At 59.0% G+C, this 15,704-nt stretch carries 10 protein-coding genes; 4 read left to right on the top strand and 6 right to left on the bottom strand.

Annotated elements, in window-relative coordinates:
• Nucleotides 1-18: 18 nt before the first annotated feature.
• The 5 genes from dmul_RS06710 to dmul_RS06690 are packed head-to-tail and all read right to left on the bottom strand — an operon-like array spanning nucleotide 19 to nucleotide 5,013.
• Nucleotides 19-702 (bottom strand): ABC transporter ATP-binding protein, encoded by a 684-nt coding sequence (locus tag dmul_RS06710; protein ID WP_020876488.1) that lies wholly within the window; start codon nucleotides 700-702, stop codon nucleotides 19-21.
• Nucleotides 703-740: 38 nt separating this feature from the next.
• Nucleotides 741-1,961: an ABC transporter permease gene (locus tag dmul_RS06705; protein ID WP_020876489.1), complete on the bottom strand. Its 1,221-nt coding sequence runs from the start codon at nucleotides 1,959-1,961 to the stop codon at nucleotides 741-743.
• A 21-nt stretch (nucleotides 1,962-1,982) separates the two neighbouring features.
• Nucleotides 1,983-3,227: an ABC transporter permease gene (locus dmul_RS06700; protein WP_234979145.1), complete on the bottom strand. Its 1,245-nt coding sequence runs from the start codon at nucleotides 3,225-3,227 to the stop codon at nucleotides 1,983-1,985.
• Between the two features lie 5 nt (nucleotides 3,228-3,232).
• A complete protein-coding gene (locus tag dmul_RS06695; RefSeq protein ID WP_020876491.1) occupies nucleotides 3,233-4,030 on the bottom strand; it encodes an outer membrane lipoprotein-sorting protein in 798 nt (265 codons plus the stop codon).
• Nucleotides 4,027-5,013 carry an NAD(P)H-dependent flavin oxidoreductase gene (locus dmul_RS06690; protein ID WP_020876492.1) on the bottom strand — a complete coding sequence of 329 codons (987 nt, stop codon included), beginning with the start codon at nucleotides 5,011-5,013 and terminating at the stop codon, nucleotides 4,027-4,029. Before dmul_RS06690 ends, dmul_RS06695 begins: the two co-directional genes overlap by 4 nt.
• Nucleotides 5,014-5,208: 195 nt before the next feature.
• On the opposite strand from dmul_RS06690, the gene cydD reads away from it, so the two are divergent.
• The 4 genes from cydD (at nucleotide 5,209) to dmul_RS06670 (ending at nucleotide 14,219) form a co-directional block, all read left to right on the top strand.
• A complete protein-coding gene (gene cydD / locus dmul_RS06685; RefSeq protein WP_020876493.1) occupies nucleotides 5,209-6,996 on the top strand; it encodes a heme ABC transporter permease/ATP-binding protein CydD in 1,788 nt (595 codons plus the stop codon).
• The gene (gene cydC, locus dmul_RS06680) at nucleotides 6,993-8,774 is read left to right on the top strand and encodes a thiol reductant ABC exporter subunit CydC (RefSeq protein WP_020876494.1); all 1,782 of its coding nucleotides are present in this window, start codon (nucleotides 6,993-6,995) and stop codon (nucleotides 8,772-8,774) included. Before cydD ends, cydC begins: the two co-directional genes overlap by 4 nt.
• Before the next feature lie 358 nt (nucleotides 8,775-9,132).
• Nucleotides 9,133-13,119, top strand: coding sequence for a YhdP family protein (locus tag dmul_RS06675; RefSeq protein WP_020876495.1), 3,987 nt, complete (start codon nucleotides 9,133-9,135; stop codon nucleotides 13,117-13,119).
• 23 nt (nucleotides 13,120-13,142) lie between these two features.
• Entirely contained in the window at nucleotides 13,143-14,219 is a 1,077-nt protein-coding gene (locus dmul_RS06670; protein WP_020876496.1) for a DUF1786 family protein, read from the top strand.
• 11 nt (nucleotides 14,220-14,230) lie between these two features.
• On the opposite strand, the gene dmul_RS06665 is transcribed toward dmul_RS06670, so the two are convergent.
• Nucleotides 14,231-15,457 carry an LL-diaminopimelate aminotransferase gene (locus dmul_RS06665; RefSeq protein WP_020876497.1) on the bottom strand — a complete coding sequence of 409 codons (1,227 nt, stop codon included), beginning with the start codon at nucleotides 15,455-15,457 and terminating at the stop codon, nucleotides 14,231-14,233.
• Nucleotides 15,458-15,704: the final 247 nt, after the last annotated feature.

Here is a 15,704-nt window from a genome sequence, read left to right as displayed (position 1 = left end):
GTCGAATCCCGCATCGCGTCATTTCCGGACATCTTCGGCTACCCGGCCGTCCCGAATCATCACCAGCCGCCGGGCCCGCGCCATCACCCGGTCGTCGTGGGTTGAGAAGATAAACGTCACCAACTTTCTCTCGTTCATGTCTTTCATGATCTCAAGGAGGCCGATCCCCGTCATGGAATCAAGGTTGGCGGTGGGTTCGTCCGCCAGAACGATGGCCGGATCCGAGACGATAGCCCGGGCCACGGCCACCCGCTGCTGCTGGCCTCCCGAGAGCTCGGCCGGCCGCCGGTCGTAGAGACCTTCAAGACCCACCTCGTCCAGTATGGAGCGGGCCCTCTCCCGCCGCTCCTTATGGGGAAGCCCCTGAAGGAGCATCACATACTCCACGTTTTCGAGGGCTGACAGGACCGGGATCAGGTTGTAGGCCTGGAAAACGAACCCGATCCGTCGAAGTCGAAGTTCGGCAAGATCGGCGGCGTTCATCCGATCGAAATGACGCCCGTCCACGACGATCTCCCCGGCATCGGGCGCGTCCAGACCGCCGATAAGATTGAGAAGCGTGGTCTTGCCGGACCCCGAAGGTCCGGCAAGGGCCATGAATTCCCCCTTTTCCACCGACAGATCGATCCCCCGCAGGGCGGAAACCGTTATCTTTCCCTGCCGGTAGGTCTTGACGACCCCCCTGCACTTCACCATCTCCATGGGCGACGCCCCTCCCCTTTTTCTTCAGTCTACAAGCTTCAGACACGCGCCATGGCCGCCACCGGCGTAATTCCGGACGCCTTGAGCGCGGGATAGAGACTTACGGCAAGCCCCAGCACCCATACCGTCAGATTGGCCTCCAAGACGCTCGTCCAGGAAAACGCCGGATAGATCACCCTGGGCATCCCCGCGTACTCCACTCCTGCAGCAAAGGCGGAGAGGTTGATGCCGTTCTCCGCCAGGGCTGCCACGGATAGAAAAGCCGCCCCATTTCCCGCCGCGGTTCCCAGAATCAGAAGAAGAGCGGATTCGATCAATACCCCCCGCACGATCCCTCCGGGCTTCATGCCAAGAGCCCGGAGCAGGCCGAATTCCCGCATGCGCTCGAAAACCGCCATGAGCAGGGTGTTCACGATGCCAAATCCCATGGCGATAAAAACCACCAGGTACCAGACCACGGTAAAGCCTTCGTTCATATCGATGTAGGCCGTAAGCATCGGCAAAAGCTCCCGCCAGGTATGAATCTCGTAACGTTCCGGCAGCGCTGCCTTCAGTGCGTCAGCCGTCGGCCCCGGGTCCGCGCCGTCAGGCAGGAGAACGGCGATTTCGGAAACCCCTTTATCCACCTTCAGCATTTCCTGGGCGGCCGCCAGGGAGACGAAGACGAACTGCTTTTCCGTGGCGGCCAACTCCGCACGAAAAACACCCACGATGGTGAAAGCCCTTGAGGCGATATCCCGATCGGCGGCCTGGGACATCAGCACCAGCTTCCGCCCGATGCGGGTCTCGAATTTTTCCACGAGGGCCCGCCCCACAATGATGCCGTATGGATCTCCGGGGCCCAGAGGTCGCCCTTCGACCACCGCCGAACCGATGAAGGAGACTCCCCCCTCGCGATCCGGTTCGATCCCCACCAATGTCACGCCGGCTGAATGGCGGGCGTTGCCGGCGACGGCGTTGACCCGGACCCGCCGGCTCCATCGCGCTCCCGGCGGCAGGACCGCCGCCAGTGCCGCCGCCGGCTCGGCCGGGTCCGTCATGGTATTCTCCACCACCGGATCCTCCCGGTAGCCGCGATGATGGACCTGCAGGCTGCCCACCAGGGTAGCGATGCTGTTGCGAACCATCTGGTCGCCCACGCCTTGCATGAGGGCGGCGATGAAAATCATGCCGAAAACCCCGACACAGACGGCAGTGAGGATGACGACCGTCCGCCGGGGATTTCGCCAGAGGTTCCGCCAGGCCAGCCGAAACATCATTATCCGCCCGCCTTTCTTCCTCTAAGCATAGTGCATGGCCTTCACCGGCGTGAGACGCCGTACCCGCAAAGCCGGCCAGAGCGCCGCCCAGAAGGTGATGAAACAGACCAGAAACGGCCCGATCACGAGCGAAGGCACCGTCAGGATGGGATACATCCGGCCGGGAATGCCATACTGCTTCAGGATCTCGGAAGCACCGCCGAAATCGATCCCAACGATTTGGTAATAGAGGGTCACCAAACTCCCCAGAAGCATCCCGGCGCCCATGCCGACAAAGGTCATCATCATGGATTCCGTGAGGAGGAGGCGGGTCAACCGCCCGGTTGTAGTGCCGATGGCCATGAGAACACCGAACTCGCGGGTCCGCTCGAAAATGGCCATGAGGAAGGTGTTCATGATGCTGAAAGCCACCACGACAATGAGCAGAAGGTAGAAAATCAGCCCGCTAACGAGGTCCAGATAGATGCCCTGGGCCAGCCCGGGCATCAGGGCCTTCCAGTCGAGGATGGCAAGCGGTCCGTTTTTGTCCCGGTCAAGGCGTTCGAGTTCCTGTTTCAACCGCCGCTCCACCGCCGGTACCGCCCAGATGGAGGACGTCATTCCCACGATCTCATGCACCGCGCCCCTCATTGCATAGAGTTCCTGAAAATAGCCAAGCGGGATATAGAGGGCGTTGCGGTCGAAGTCGTCCTGGCCCGACGCGAAAATACCCTTGACCGTCACCACGGTTGCAGCGATGGAACCGTCCCGACCCTGTCCCAGGAGGGTGATCGGATCGCCGATGCCCACCCGGAGATTTTTGGCCAGAAGCGCCCCGACCAGCGCCTCGGGACCGTCTCCAGGGGAGAGGAAGACACCGTCGCGCACCAGGGTCTTCAAACTCGACACGTTGAACTCCCGGACGGGATCAATTCCCGTCACCGAGATACCGTAGGTCCGATCGTTGGAGGCTGCAAGGGAAAAAGCATTGGCCCTGAAGGTGTAAGCCGTCACTTCGGGGACGGCATCTATAAGCCGGGCTACTGCTTCCGGATCCGCCACGACCAGCCGGATCTCCCGTTTTTCCTGATACCCCGGAGCCTGAATCTGAAAATAGCCGGTGTGGACCTTGACGGCGGCATTGATCATGGCCTCGTAGGAGCCGAATTGAAAGGAGAGCATGAAGACCAGCAATGCACACGCAAAAGCAATGGCCGCCATGGTAAGCAGCGAGCGACGACGGTTCCGCCAGACATTCCGCCACGCCATTTTCAGATGCGATCTCACGCTGCTTATCGTCTCGCGGTCTTAAGAGCGGTAATGGTGAAAAGGCTGTCGGGCAGACTGTCGAGGAACTCGATTTCCCGGTATTCGACGGCCGTGTAAGCGCCCGGATCGTCAACCTTCCGCATGATCATGCGCCTGGGGACCAATCGCCCCCCCATCATCTGGATATCCTTTGAAACGAGATGTTTGACGGGCTTCAGGTCTTCGTCGTAAAAAACCTGCTCCAGTAGCACGTAGTCCTCGCGGATCCTGAGGCGCTGCATCCCCCAGATAACCGGTGCCCGCGGCAAGGGTTCGGACCGGACGACATAAACGGTTTTTCCTTCGATCCGCTCGGTGCCCTCGAGGTAATGGTCGTAATCGTGAAGCAGGCTGTCGGATTTGGCCAGATCGTTGTTGGAGAAGTCCGATCCCATCCAGGATTGAGACATCATGGAGGGCGGCAACTTGATGACCCGGTTGACCTTGGGATTGTAGGTCCACATCTCGCCGCCCTTCTTGAGGGTGCCGTTGCCGCTGTCCCGGGGTGGTGCCACGATCCGGAAAAGGCTGTCCGTCTCCCCTTGGGTCCACCCCCGAAGGGTCATGCGGCGCTCCCAGTCGGGCCGATGGATGATCATTTCCACCGTCGCCGCCGAAGATTTCCCCCGCATGTAGTTGAAGGCCTCCCGAACGATGCGGGCGCCGTCGTCCCCGGCCGACGCCGTCGCCAGGCCGATCCAGAGTAGGACCAGGCATCCCGGAAACATCCGCCAAAGGGTTGACCATGGCACCTGAACTTTCAGTCCGATCGTCGATATCATTGACACGGGTCCCCTCCAAAACCGAAGCGTCCGTGAGGCCCTGCCTTGAAGGCTTCCATCAGGGTCCGGAATTCCCCGATGATCTCCTCCACGATTCGGGACGCCGGCAAAATCTCGTGAATCTGGGCGGCAACCTGACCGATCTCCAGTTCCCCTTCATCGAGGTCCCCCTCGAACATACCCCGCTTTGCGCGTCCCTTCCCCAGAAACGCCCTGAGGGTCTCCACGGATGCCCCGTCGGCATAGGCTTTTTGGACAGATGCATAAAAGGAATTTCGGATCAGCCGAACCGGCGCCAGCTCCTTGAGCGTAAGGACCGTTCCCCCCTCGGCGGTGTCGACGACTTTCCGCTTGAAGGCCGGATGGGCCGAGGACTCTTCGGAGGTTACAAACCGGCTGCCGATCTGAACTCCTTCGGCACCCAACACCATGGCCGCCAGCATAGCCCTGCCGGTACCGATGCCCCCCGCCGCGATGACGGGAATGTCGACGTCCGCAACCACCTGCGGCACCAGGCAAAGGGTGGTGGTTTCCTCCCGGCCGTTGTGACCACCGGCCTCGAACCCTTCCGCCACCACCGCATCGACGCCGGCGTCCTCCGCCTTTCGGGCGAAAACCGCGCTGGAGACCACGTGAACGACTGTCACGCCGTGGACTTTGAGCATTCGGGTATATTTTCCGGGATTCCCCGCGGAAGTGAAGACAATAGGGACTCCACCGGCCAGAATCCGCTCGATATGATCATCCAGATCCGGGTACAGCAAGGGCAGGTTCACCCCGAAAGGCCGAGTCGTGGCGCTTTGGCACTTGGCGATATGTTCCGCCAGGACGTCGGCGTGCATGGAAGCCGCCCCGATGATGCCCAAGCCTCCGGCGTTGGAGACCGCGGATGCGAGCTGCCATGGTGCACACCAGACCATTCCGGCCTGAATCAGGGGGCACCGGATGCCGAACATCCGGCAAACGCGGTTCGACGTCGTCATGAACATCTCCTCTCGGCACGGTTCGGTCGAGCCGCTGCGCCGCCGTAACCTGCCGGCACCCAACGCCGGATCCGTTAAGCGTCGGCGTGGACGGGCGGCGAGAATTCGGCGAACCCGACGAACCCGGATCTTTACAGAACCGAAGATTGTCTGATATCCATAGCATTCATAATGGATCATAATCGAACAGGGGACATGATTCAAGAAACAAATCCGAAGAAAAAAGACATTCTCAGGTGGTTGGCGAGCCAGGCCCGATCCGCCCGGAGGTGGATCGCGCTGTCGGTGGCTCTTGGGCTTGCCGGAAGCGGTCCGCTCATTGTCCAGGCTTATTGCATCGCCCATATCGTTCACGGGACCTGCATGTCCGGGCTCGGCGCGAGGGAGACGGCGCCGCTGTTCTGGGGACTCGGCGCCGCCGTCATCGCCCGGGCCGTGCTGTCCTGGCTCCGGGAGGCTGCAGGCTTCCGTGCCGGCGCCAAGGTCCGTGAAACGGTGCGATTATCGATCATGACCCATCTGATCGCACCGGGACCGGCCTTCATGGATCGCCGACACACCGGTGCTCTGGCGGCCGTCGCCATGGAGCAGGTGGAAAGCCTCCATAACTTTTTTTCGCATTACCTGCCTCAGATGGTCCTCGCCGTCGCCGTCCCCCTCACGATTCTGGCCGTTGTTTTTCCCGTGAGTTGGGCGGCAGGAGGCCTTCTCATGATGTCGGCACCCATGATTCCGATATTCATGATCCTGGTGGGCATGGGGGCTGAAAACATCAGCCGCCGCCATTTCAAAGCCCTCGCCCGCATGAGCGCTCATTTTCTCGATATTCTCCAGGGGCTTCCCACCCTCAAACTATTCAACCGAAGCCGGGATGAAAAACAGAATATCGCCCGGATCTCCACCGAATTCCGGCAACGGACCATGGCAGTCCTCCGCATCGCCTTTGTCTCTTCAGCGGTCCTCGAGTTCTTCAGCGCGCTTTCCATAGCGCTTACAGCCGTCTTTTTGGGCATGCGATATCTCGGATACGTCGATTTCGGGACTTACGGTGAGCCGCTGACCCTTGCCGGCGGCCTTTTCATTCTGCTGCTCGCTCCGGAGTTTTACATGCCCCTCCGCGAATTGGGCACCCACTACCACGCCCGGGCCGACGCGGTCGGCGCTGCCGAAGCGATCCTGGCGCTGCTTCAACGGCCATTGCCCCGTCGGAATGCCCGTGCTTCCGCCTTTCAATCAAACGCCCCGATCCGGATTGAATGCCATGATCTCCACCTGGCCTATGACAACGGCCGGCGACATGCCCTCACCGGCATCAACCTCATCCTTGCACCCGGCGAAAAAATTGCCGTCGTCGGCGCCAGCGGTGCCGGCAAGACGACGCTGCTCCATCTTATTCTGGGATTTCTTTCTCCCGACCGAGGGGACATCCGCATCAACGGGCGATCTCTCCGGGACATCCCTCTCGAGAACTGGTACCGCCATGTCGCCTGGATCGGACAGCAACCGGTCCTCTTTCACGGGACAATCCGTGAGAATATCCGCATGGGACGTCCCGGCGCGTCCGACGAGGAGATTCAACTGGCCGCCAAAGGCGCCCGGGTTCTGGAATTCACCGACCGCATGCCGATGGGTCTCGAGATGCCCGTCGGCGAAAGGGGTGCCGGCATCTCCAGGGGTCAGGCTCAGCGGGTCGCCCTGGCCAGGGCTATCCTGAAGGACGCCCCCGTCTGGATAATGGACGAGCCCACGGCCGGACTCGACCCGGACAATGAACGTATGGTAATGGCCACCCTGGAGCGCCTGACCGAAATGCGCACAGTCCTGATGGCGACCCATCGTATCGCCGCCCTGAAAAAAACCGACCAGATCATCGTCATGGCCGGGGGCCGTATCGTCGAGAAAGGCAGTTACGCCGGTCTGACGGCCTTGAACGGCTCTTTCGAGCGATTTGTACGGGAGACGGGGCAGGAAGATCGGTCATGAATCGCATGTTCAAGGAACTCACGCCGTTCATCCGTCGTTTCAGGTCCCAGTGGGGAAGAATGGCACTGGGCACACTCCTGGGGCTCGTTACCGTCGCTTCCAGCGTCGGTCTGCTTGCCCTCTCAGGCTGGTTCATCTCTGCCGCAGCCTATGCCGGGCTCTCTTCCGGAAGTGCGCATCTCTTCAATTTTTTTTTCCCCAGCATCGGCGTGCGCATCTTCGCCTTTGCCCGGACCCTGGGACGGTACGGCGACCGCATCGTCTCCCATGACGCCACGTTCCGAATTCTCGAACAACTGCGCGTCTGGTTCTACGGCCGGATCGAGCCCATCGGCCCGGGACCTCTCGGGGGCTTCCGAAGCGGCGACCTTCTCAGCCGCATCGTTTCGGACATCGACGCTCTGGACAATCTGTATTTGAGAGTGATCCAGCCCAGCGTCGTGGCCCTGATCCTGGCCGCGGCACTGCCGCTCTTCCTTTTGCCCTTCGATCCATGGATCGCGTTTGTCGCCGGTTCGGGCCTTGTCGCCGCCGGCTTCGGGATCCCCGTCCTGTCGGGGCGTCTGGGAGCCGACACTGGAAGCAGTATGACGGCTCGCGTCGCCCGGCTGCGCACCCGGATCGTCGACGGCATCCAGGGCGCCCCCGACATGATCGTCTTCGGGGCTTCAGCCCGCTACCTTAACGATCTTCGGGAAGAAAACCGAAAGCTGATAGACGATCAAAGGCGCATGAGCCACATCCGGGGGTTTTCCGGAGCACTCATGACCCTCATCTCCGGACTGACCGTCGGGATCGTGCTTTGGCTGGGATCCGGCGACGTCCTGCAACAATGGATGGACGGTCCCCGGCTGACCCTGGCCGTCATGGCGACGCTTGCGGCCTTCGAGGGGGTCGTGCCCCTTCCCGCCGCATACCAGTTTCTGGGACGGACTCAAAAAGCGGCGGCTCGCCTTTTGGAAATCGTCCATACCCCGGTCGCCGTCCGTTTCCCGGCGGCTTCGGGAGCCCTTCCCCAATCCTTCGACCTCACCTTCGAAGCGGTCGGGTTCCAATACGCAGCGGATGCCCCGCCCGCCCTGGATAATTTCTCCCTTCACATCCCCGAAGGCGGCAGGGTCGTCGTACTGGGGGAGACCGGAGCGGGAAAGACCACTCTCGTCAATCTTCTCGTCCGGTTCTGGGATCCTACGAAAGGCCGGATTCTCATCGGAGGACGGGATATCCGCTCATATAGCGAGACGGATCTGAGAAGGCTCGTTTCGGTCGTGCCGCAACAGCCCCACCTGTTCAACGCCAGCATTCGGGATAATCTGCGGATCGCACGAAAGGATGCCTCCGAAGTGGAGATGAAAACGGCACTTGCAGTCGCGAAGTTGCTCGATGTCGTGGAGGCCCTCCCCGAAGGTCTCGACACGTGGGTCGGCGAAGGAGGCCGTGAGCTTTCGGGCGGACAGGCCCGACGACTCTCGGTGGCGAGAGCCGTGCTCCACGACGCTCCCATCTGGGTGTTGGATGAAGCGACCGAGGGTCTCGACACCGTCACCGAAGCCGAGATGACGGCATCCCTTTACCGACACATCCGCGGGAAAACGCTCATCGTGATCACCCATCGACTATCGCTCTGGACTCTCATGCGCTCTGAAACGGCAACCGGCGATACACCCGGTCGTACGAGGCACCCCGGCCTTCAGGGAAAGGCCGTTTCCTCTGATATCGTGGTGATGCTGGACAAGGGACGCATCGTCGGAAAGCGCTTTCTTGACTTTTCCTTTTGACAAGGGTCTGATTTTATTTTATTCACCCCTAACCTTTTATCAGGTTTCAGAGTGAAAGCCCGATAAAAATGCCAACGGTTAAAGACATGACGGCGAATCGACAAGGCTCTCAACGGACAGCGGACACTGCATATATTCCCAATGACAATTTCATCATTGCACCCGATATCCTGAACGAATATACTGAGTCGAAGGCCTGATTTACTGATTATACACCTGTACGACCCGATCAGGCGGCCGGCGCATTCCTTCACGAAGGAAGCCGGGAGACGACCTCGAACGACAGTTTTTTCCATATGGACGAAAGCAAAGCGGCAGCACAACAAGCACTCAGAAACTCATCGAAAGCAAGAAAAACGTGAACATCTATCTGAAATTCACCTTGAAATGGCTATTCCGATGCATCCTTGGCCTGATCGTCGCGGGTGTCATCATCTTTACCTGGATTCGTATCCAGCCCCCATCCCTCTCGTTTTTCGACCCTTATATCCGTGAAACCCTCCAACCGCATTCACCCGAATACACGCTAACCTACAAGGATATCCGGACGGCATGGCCCAAAGGGCGTCTGGTTCCCGGCATCAGCATCACCGATGCCCGGTACATGCTCAACGATGAAACCGTGTTGGCCCGTTTCCCAGTCATCACGGTAAGGCTGAGCCTGGCAAGCCTTTTCCTGGGTAGCGTCAAACCCATCGAAATATGGCTTTCCCGCCCGGAGGCCGACCTTTCCCACCTCGCCGGGTCGGAACGCGCGGCTTCGGCTGCGGCGGTATTGGAAACACTCAACAGCCCACAGTTTTTCAACAATCTGTTCGCGTTCGCCGAGCGGCACAAAAACTTCAAACGGCTTCACGCCGCAAACGGCCGACTCACACTTCCAGGGGAGTCGGCCCCCATCAATGTGGACCTGCCCAGCGTCGTGCTCTCTATGTTGCACGTTCAGGCCACGCCGGAGCTTATCCTGACGGCATCCTACGCCGTAAATGGTCAGGCGAGCCGTCTCCAGACCGTCATCCACGCCCCCCCTGAAAAAGGGTCCGACCCGGGAAAGGTTTCCGAAAGCAAAATCCATTTCACAAACCTCCACCCACCGATTCTGGCTGAACTCTCGCCGGATCTCGCGCCGTTGCGAGGACTGGATTTCAAGACACAGCTTGAACTGTTGTTCCGCGTCGACGCCAGCGGCAGGGTTGACAACCTCCGTTTCGAAATGGACTCCGACGCGGAAGGAACCCTATTTCATCCCGAGGTATGGGAAACGCCGGTACCCATTGAAAAATTGACGGCCAAGGGATGGCTGAAAAACGGCTTTACCCAATTGAAACTGGCAAGTCTTCACATCGAATCACGCGGAGTGACCTTCGACACCACGGGAACGGTCGACCACCTTGGGAAATTCGATGCCGTCGCCCTGGATGTGCGGGTCGACCACCTGGATCCTTCCAGGGCCCACCTATACTGGCCTTATCAGATATTCCCCGTCGCCAGAAACTGGATTCGAGATCATTTTATCGGGGGAGAGATCCACGACGCCACAGCCAAAATCCGCATCACACCGGCGGATCTCGCGGCGCCGGTCCTGCCCAAAGGCATTATCGACGTAATCGCGCCCTTCAGCGATGTCGCGATGAAATACCACGGGAAACTTTTGCCGATCACGGATGCCAAAGGCACAGCCCGATTCACGGCTCACGATATCACCATCGACGTCGCCGCCGCCCGAAACTATGACTCGCGGGCCTTAGACGGAAAAGTCGTTATCGGAAAATTCACGGCGGATCCCGTCACCATTGACATCCGCACCACAGCCAAAGGCCCCGCGGATGATCTGAGGAAGGTCATTGACGGCCTGACGGGCAATACGGGCTATCCCATTGAAATTGCGTCGGGAAAGGCCGAAACGCGCCTCTCCTTTCAATGGCCCCTGTCCCGTTTCGACAAAGAGACCTTCGACTACCACGCGGCATCAAAGATTCAGGGTTTTGAAATCCCGAATTTCCAGGGATACCGCTGGGCGCAGAAAACCCTTCTCGTATCCCTTGACCGAAATGCCGTGGCCGTAACCGGCATCGACGGAGAGCTGTCGCCGGAAACCGCCCCGGACACCGCGGTTCCCATCAAGCGCATTGAAGCCAAGGGCAAACTCAATTATGCGCCGGCCGGCATCGAGGTGAGCGCCTTTTCCACCGACTTGGGGGGTCCCGTACTCAAGTTTTCCGGCGTTGTAACGGCAGCGGATCCGTACCCCAGGATCCAACTCGAAGGCGGCATCGATGACTTGCCTTTCCAGATCCTTCATCAATACTGGCCCCGGCGTTTTTCAGGCGGTCTGCAAAAATGGCTTCAGACCCGTGTTTCAGACGGAAACATCCACCATGCCGATGTCAGAATCGATCTTGACCCCGCTATGTCGTCCCTTGAGCGGCTGCCGGCGACGGCCGTTGCCGTGGAGGGGAAATTCAGCGGCCTCCGGATCGATTATTTTCCCCCCTTGCCCGCCATAGACAAAGGGGAGGGACTCTTCACGCTGTCACCCGACACCGCCCAGGTACGATTCGACAAGGGGTCGGTGGGTCAGTCAAAAATCGCCGCAACCCGGATCGATATCACCGGCATCCAAAACGGCGAACCTGAGATCGACATCCTTGCCGAGATCGAGGGTCCCGCCTCCGATCTGGTTGAAGCGGCCCGGAGCATACCGGGAGGGGCGCCCATGACGATGGATCTTCCGCCGCTGGTAGGCGCCGCCGCTGCAACCCGTATCCATGTAAAAGGCCCGATGGATGCAGAGGATGGGCTAAAAGACGTGCATTACACCATTGCCTCGAAGATCGCGCAGATCACCGTAAAGGAATTTCTCGGGCTCCACCTGACCAACGGAACAGCCGCCGTAAGCTTTGAAAACGACCGTTTCTCCGTGGAGGGAGAAATCTGGAGCGGACAGACCCCCGTCTCGGTCCGATGGGAAAAAAACGCCGAAGCCCGGGAAACCGTCCATCTATCGGCAGTCGTGGCTTCCGAAAACCACAAGGACATACGCCTGCCGAATCTCCCCTTTTTGAAAGGGACGATACAAACGGATGTGAACCTGACCTTGACGGAGGACGGCATTGAAGTGGCACCCCGAATCGATTTTACCCAAACCGCCATCGATCTCAGACGGTGGGGGTGGATCAAGCCTGTGGGCACTTCCGCCGTCCTTAAAGGCCGAAGCACGCTGACCGACGGGAATATCCTCACCGTGTCCGAACTCATCCTATCGGGGAAAAAACTGGATATTCAAGGCAGCGGAAAAGCGACATTCGGCACTTCGACAACCGTTGATGTTAAACTTGATCCATTGAATGTGGGAAACCATCAATTATTCGGAGAGTTGACCTTCGACGAAAAAAAAGGTTTCCAGGTGAACCTGACCGGCTCCGGATTCGATGCCGCCGGACTTCTCAAAATGGGGAAATCTTCTCCGCCGGCTGATCCATCCACCCAGCCGTCGCAGGATAAGAAAACGCGACCTGAAACCGTCATTACTTTCGATATCGACAAGGTTTTTCTGGCCAACGGCGTCATCCTGAACCGGCCCAAAGGCAGGATCGTCTGGAATGGGGAAAAAATTCATTCGGTGCTCATCGACGGCACCTTCAGGGAGGAGGCGCCCCTGCATATCGCCGTGACCCGGAAAACGAATCCGGAACAAATCCTCATTCAAACCTCGGATGCCGGTACCCTCCTTAAGGGAATTGATGTCTACGGGAATATTCGGGGCGGCGCCCTGGTCTTCGACGGTCAATCCGAAAACCTTCTGCCGACCCGAAAACGCGTGTCGGGAAGCATAAAAATAAAGGATTTTCTGGTGGTTAACGCTCCGGGTCTGGTCAAGGTGCTTTCCATGGCATCCTTCGTGGGAGCTCTTGGGCAACTCCAGAGCGGCGGTATCCATTTCGGTACTCTCGATGGAAACCTGACCTTTGAGAACAACATCATCACCCTTGACGGCGGTCGGATGGAAGGTATCTCCCTCGCCATGACCGCCGAAGGCAGCTATGACGTTGAAAAACGGATGTCCGACATCAAAGGCATCGTGATCCCGGTCAACATCCTCAACCAAGTGGTCGACATGATACCGATTTTAGGAAAACTGATCGTCGGACAGGGCATCATCGCGACGGATTACACCATCAAGGGTCCTATGGACAACCCGGAGGTCAGCATCCATCCCCTCACCACCCTGTCCGTGGGATTCCTCCGAGACGTCTTCAAGGGGTTCGATTTCAAAGCCCCGGGAAACGCAGACGGAACGAATGCGGTTTCTCCCGGGAAGAAGGAGGGAACACCCTCCAGGTGACAAGGAATCAGGAGTGAGATGACATGAGCCGATACCTGATGATCGACATCGGCGCCGGAACCATGGACGTCCTTTATTATGACGATGTTGCGGATCTCCACTACAAAGCGGTGGTGAAATCACCGGCTCGGCTGATAACGGAAACCGTTGCGGACACCAACGGCAACCTGGCAATCACCGGATGCGAAATGGGAGGGAGTCCTCTGTCTGCTGTTCTGAAGGAGCGGGCCAAAACCGCGCGTGTAGTGATGACCCATGCGGCTGCAGCGACGGTTCATCACGACCCTTCGCGAGTGACGGCTTCGGGCATCGAGATTTCAGACGAGCGGAAGGTATCCACTCTTCAACGGCAGCCGGATTTCACGTCGTTGGTTCTGGCGGATCTGGACCGCGATCGGCTCGAAGGAATTGTAGCCGGCTTTGGCGTTCCTTTCGCCTTCGACTGTGTGGCCGTCTGCGCCCAGGATCACGGCGTTGCACCCTCCGGCGTCTCCCATCTGGATTACCGGCACCGGCTGTTCACGGCGGACCTGGAACAAACCCCCTATCCCCATGCGCTACTCTACCGAAGCGATGAAATTCCCGCCGCCATGAACCGCCTTCAATCCATCGCCCGAAGTGCCGCACACCTGACGACAACGGAAATCTACGTGATGGACAGCGGCATGGCGGCGATCCTCGGCGCCTCCATGGATCATTGCTGTAGAAACCTCAAGACCATCCTGGTGCTGGATATCGCCACCTCGCACACCGTCGGCGCCATAATCGACGCCGGCCAACTGGCCGCCTTTTTCGAGTACCACACCCACGCCGTGACCGGCGATCGCATCACCACTCTGCTGCGGGATCTGGCCGACGGGCGTCTTACCCATGACGCAATTCTCGCGGAAGGGGGCCACGGGGCCTACACCCGCCGGATCGTGGGGTTTGCGGCCGTCGAGATTATCCTGGCGACGGGTCCCAAACGCCGTCTGATCCGCTCTTCCCCTCTTCCGGTGGTGATGGGCGCACCCTGGGGCGACAACATGATGACCGGGACGGTGGGGCTTCTCGAGGCGGTACGACGACGTAAAGGGTTTTCCGCCATGACCTATGTTTGATCTTCGAGCCCCTATCCGGCCAGAGCGGTCCGAATGCGGGTCATGGCCTGTTCGACGTTCCGGCGGCTGTTAAATGCGCTGAGGCGGATATAGCCCTGGCCGCACCTTCCGAATCCGGCGCCGGGTGTGCAGACCACACCGGCCTTGTTGAGCAGAAAATCGAAAAACGCCCAGGAGTCCTGACGACCATCCACCCAGATATAGGGCGAATTCTCCCCCCCCGCACACGAGAATCCCAAGGCTTCCATCTCTCGTCGGATCAATGTCGCATTTTCCATGTATCCATCGATCAACGCTCGGGTCTGCATCCGCCCCGCCTCACTGTAAACTGCCGCGGCGGCCTTCTGGACCGGATAGGAAACGCCGTTGAACTTGGTGCCGTGGCGTCTGTTCCACAGGGCGTGCACCGCATGCGGCTCGCCGGTTTCGTCGTATGCCATGCAGATTTTAGGCACCACGGTATAGGCACATCGGGTGCCCGTGAATCCCGCAGTCTTGGAGAAACTGCGAAATTCGACGGCCACTTCCCGGGCACCCTCGATCTCGTAAATGGAGCGGGGCAGCCCGGGGTCCCGGATAAACGACTCGTAGGCGGCATCGTATAAAATCAAAGCCCGATTCTCGCGGGCGTAGTCTACCCAGACCTTGAGTTGCTCCCGCGTAATGACGGCGCCCGTCGGGTTGTTGGGGTAACAGAGGTAGATCAGGTCAACGGGTTCAGAGGGAAGTTCGGGAATGAATCGGTTCTCCCGGGTGCTCTCGAGGTAGACCAACCCTTCGTAACGACCGTCTTTGGCCCTCCCCGTACGGCCGGCCATGACGTTGGTATCCACGTAGACCGGGTAGACGGGGTCCGGGACGGCAATCCGGATATCCTGGGCGAAAATTTCCTGTATGTTGCCGTTGTCGCATTTGGCGCCGTCACTGACGAAGATTTCATCCGCCGTAATCTCGGCGCCTCGCGCCTTGAAATCGTATTGGGCAATCTTTTCGCGAAGGAAGGCATATCCCTGCTCGGGACCGTACCCTCTGAAGGTTTCGGCGTTCGCCATTTCCTCGACGCCCTCATGGAAGGCTTGGATACAGGCCGGCGGCAGCGGTTGGGTCACGTCGCCGATGCCCATCTTGATGACGTCCTTGTCAGGATGAGCCGTCTGAAAAGCCTGAACCCTGCGGGCGATGTCGATGAACAGATAGGATGACTGAAGCTTCAGATAATTCTCGTTGATTTTGATCATAGCCGTCTCTTCCTTGATGAATCCGATTGATATTTCGAACAATTTCCGACGAAAACCCCTTATCTGAAAACAATGCTCCCGTCAATCGGTAAGGACCTTCCACCCTGGATTGAAGGCGATCTGAGCGACCCGTTTGACAAGATCTCCTTTTGTCGGTAATGATAACATTCGTTGTCAGTTCCAGCTCAGACTTTCGTGATGCTGGTTGGAAAGGGATTCATAACTGGAACCTATCCGCGAACCCCAA

Origin of the sequence: Desulfococcus multivorans (assembly GCF_001854245.1) — a bacterium.
Lineage (GTDB): Bacteria > Desulfobacterota > Desulfobacteria > Desulfobacterales > Desulfococcaceae > Desulfococcus > Desulfococcus multivorans.
Note: the sequence above shows the minus strand (reverse complement) of the source record. Positions and strands in the feature narration are given on the sequence as shown.

What these genes read in the sequence shown, in the direction of transcription:
- dmul_RS06710 (WP_020876488.1), bottom strand. Translation starts at nt 702, where the DNA reads ATGGAGATGGTGAAGTGCAGGGGGGTCGTCAAGACCTACCGGCAGGGA.
- dmul_RS06705 (WP_020876489.1), bottom strand. Translation starts at nt 1,961, where the DNA reads ATGATGTTTCGGCTGGCCTGGCGGAACCTCTGGCGAAATCCCCGGCGG.
- dmul_RS06695 (WP_020876491.1), bottom strand. Translation starts at nt 4,030, where the DNA reads ATGATATCGACGATCGGACTGAAAGTTCAGGTGCCATGGTCAACCCTT.
- dmul_RS06690 (WP_020876492.1), bottom strand. Translation starts at nt 5,013, where the DNA reads ATGACGACGTCGAACCGCGTTTGCCGGATGTTCGGCATCCGGTGCCCC.
- cydD (WP_020876493.1), top strand. Translation starts at nt 5,209, where the DNA reads ATGATTCAAGAAACAAATCCGAAGAAAAAAGACATTCTCAGGTGGTTG.
- cydC (WP_020876494.1), top strand. Translation starts at nt 6,993, where the DNA reads ATGAATCGCATGTTCAAGGAACTCACGCCGTTCATCCGTCGTTTCAGG.
- dmul_RS06670 (WP_020876496.1), top strand. Translation starts at nt 13,143, where the DNA reads ATGAGCCGATACCTGATGATCGACATCGGCGCCGGAACCATGGACGTC.
- dmul_RS06665 (WP_020876497.1), bottom strand. Translation starts at nt 15,457, where the DNA reads ATGATCAAAATCAACGAGAATTATCTGAAGCTTCAGTCATCCTATCTG.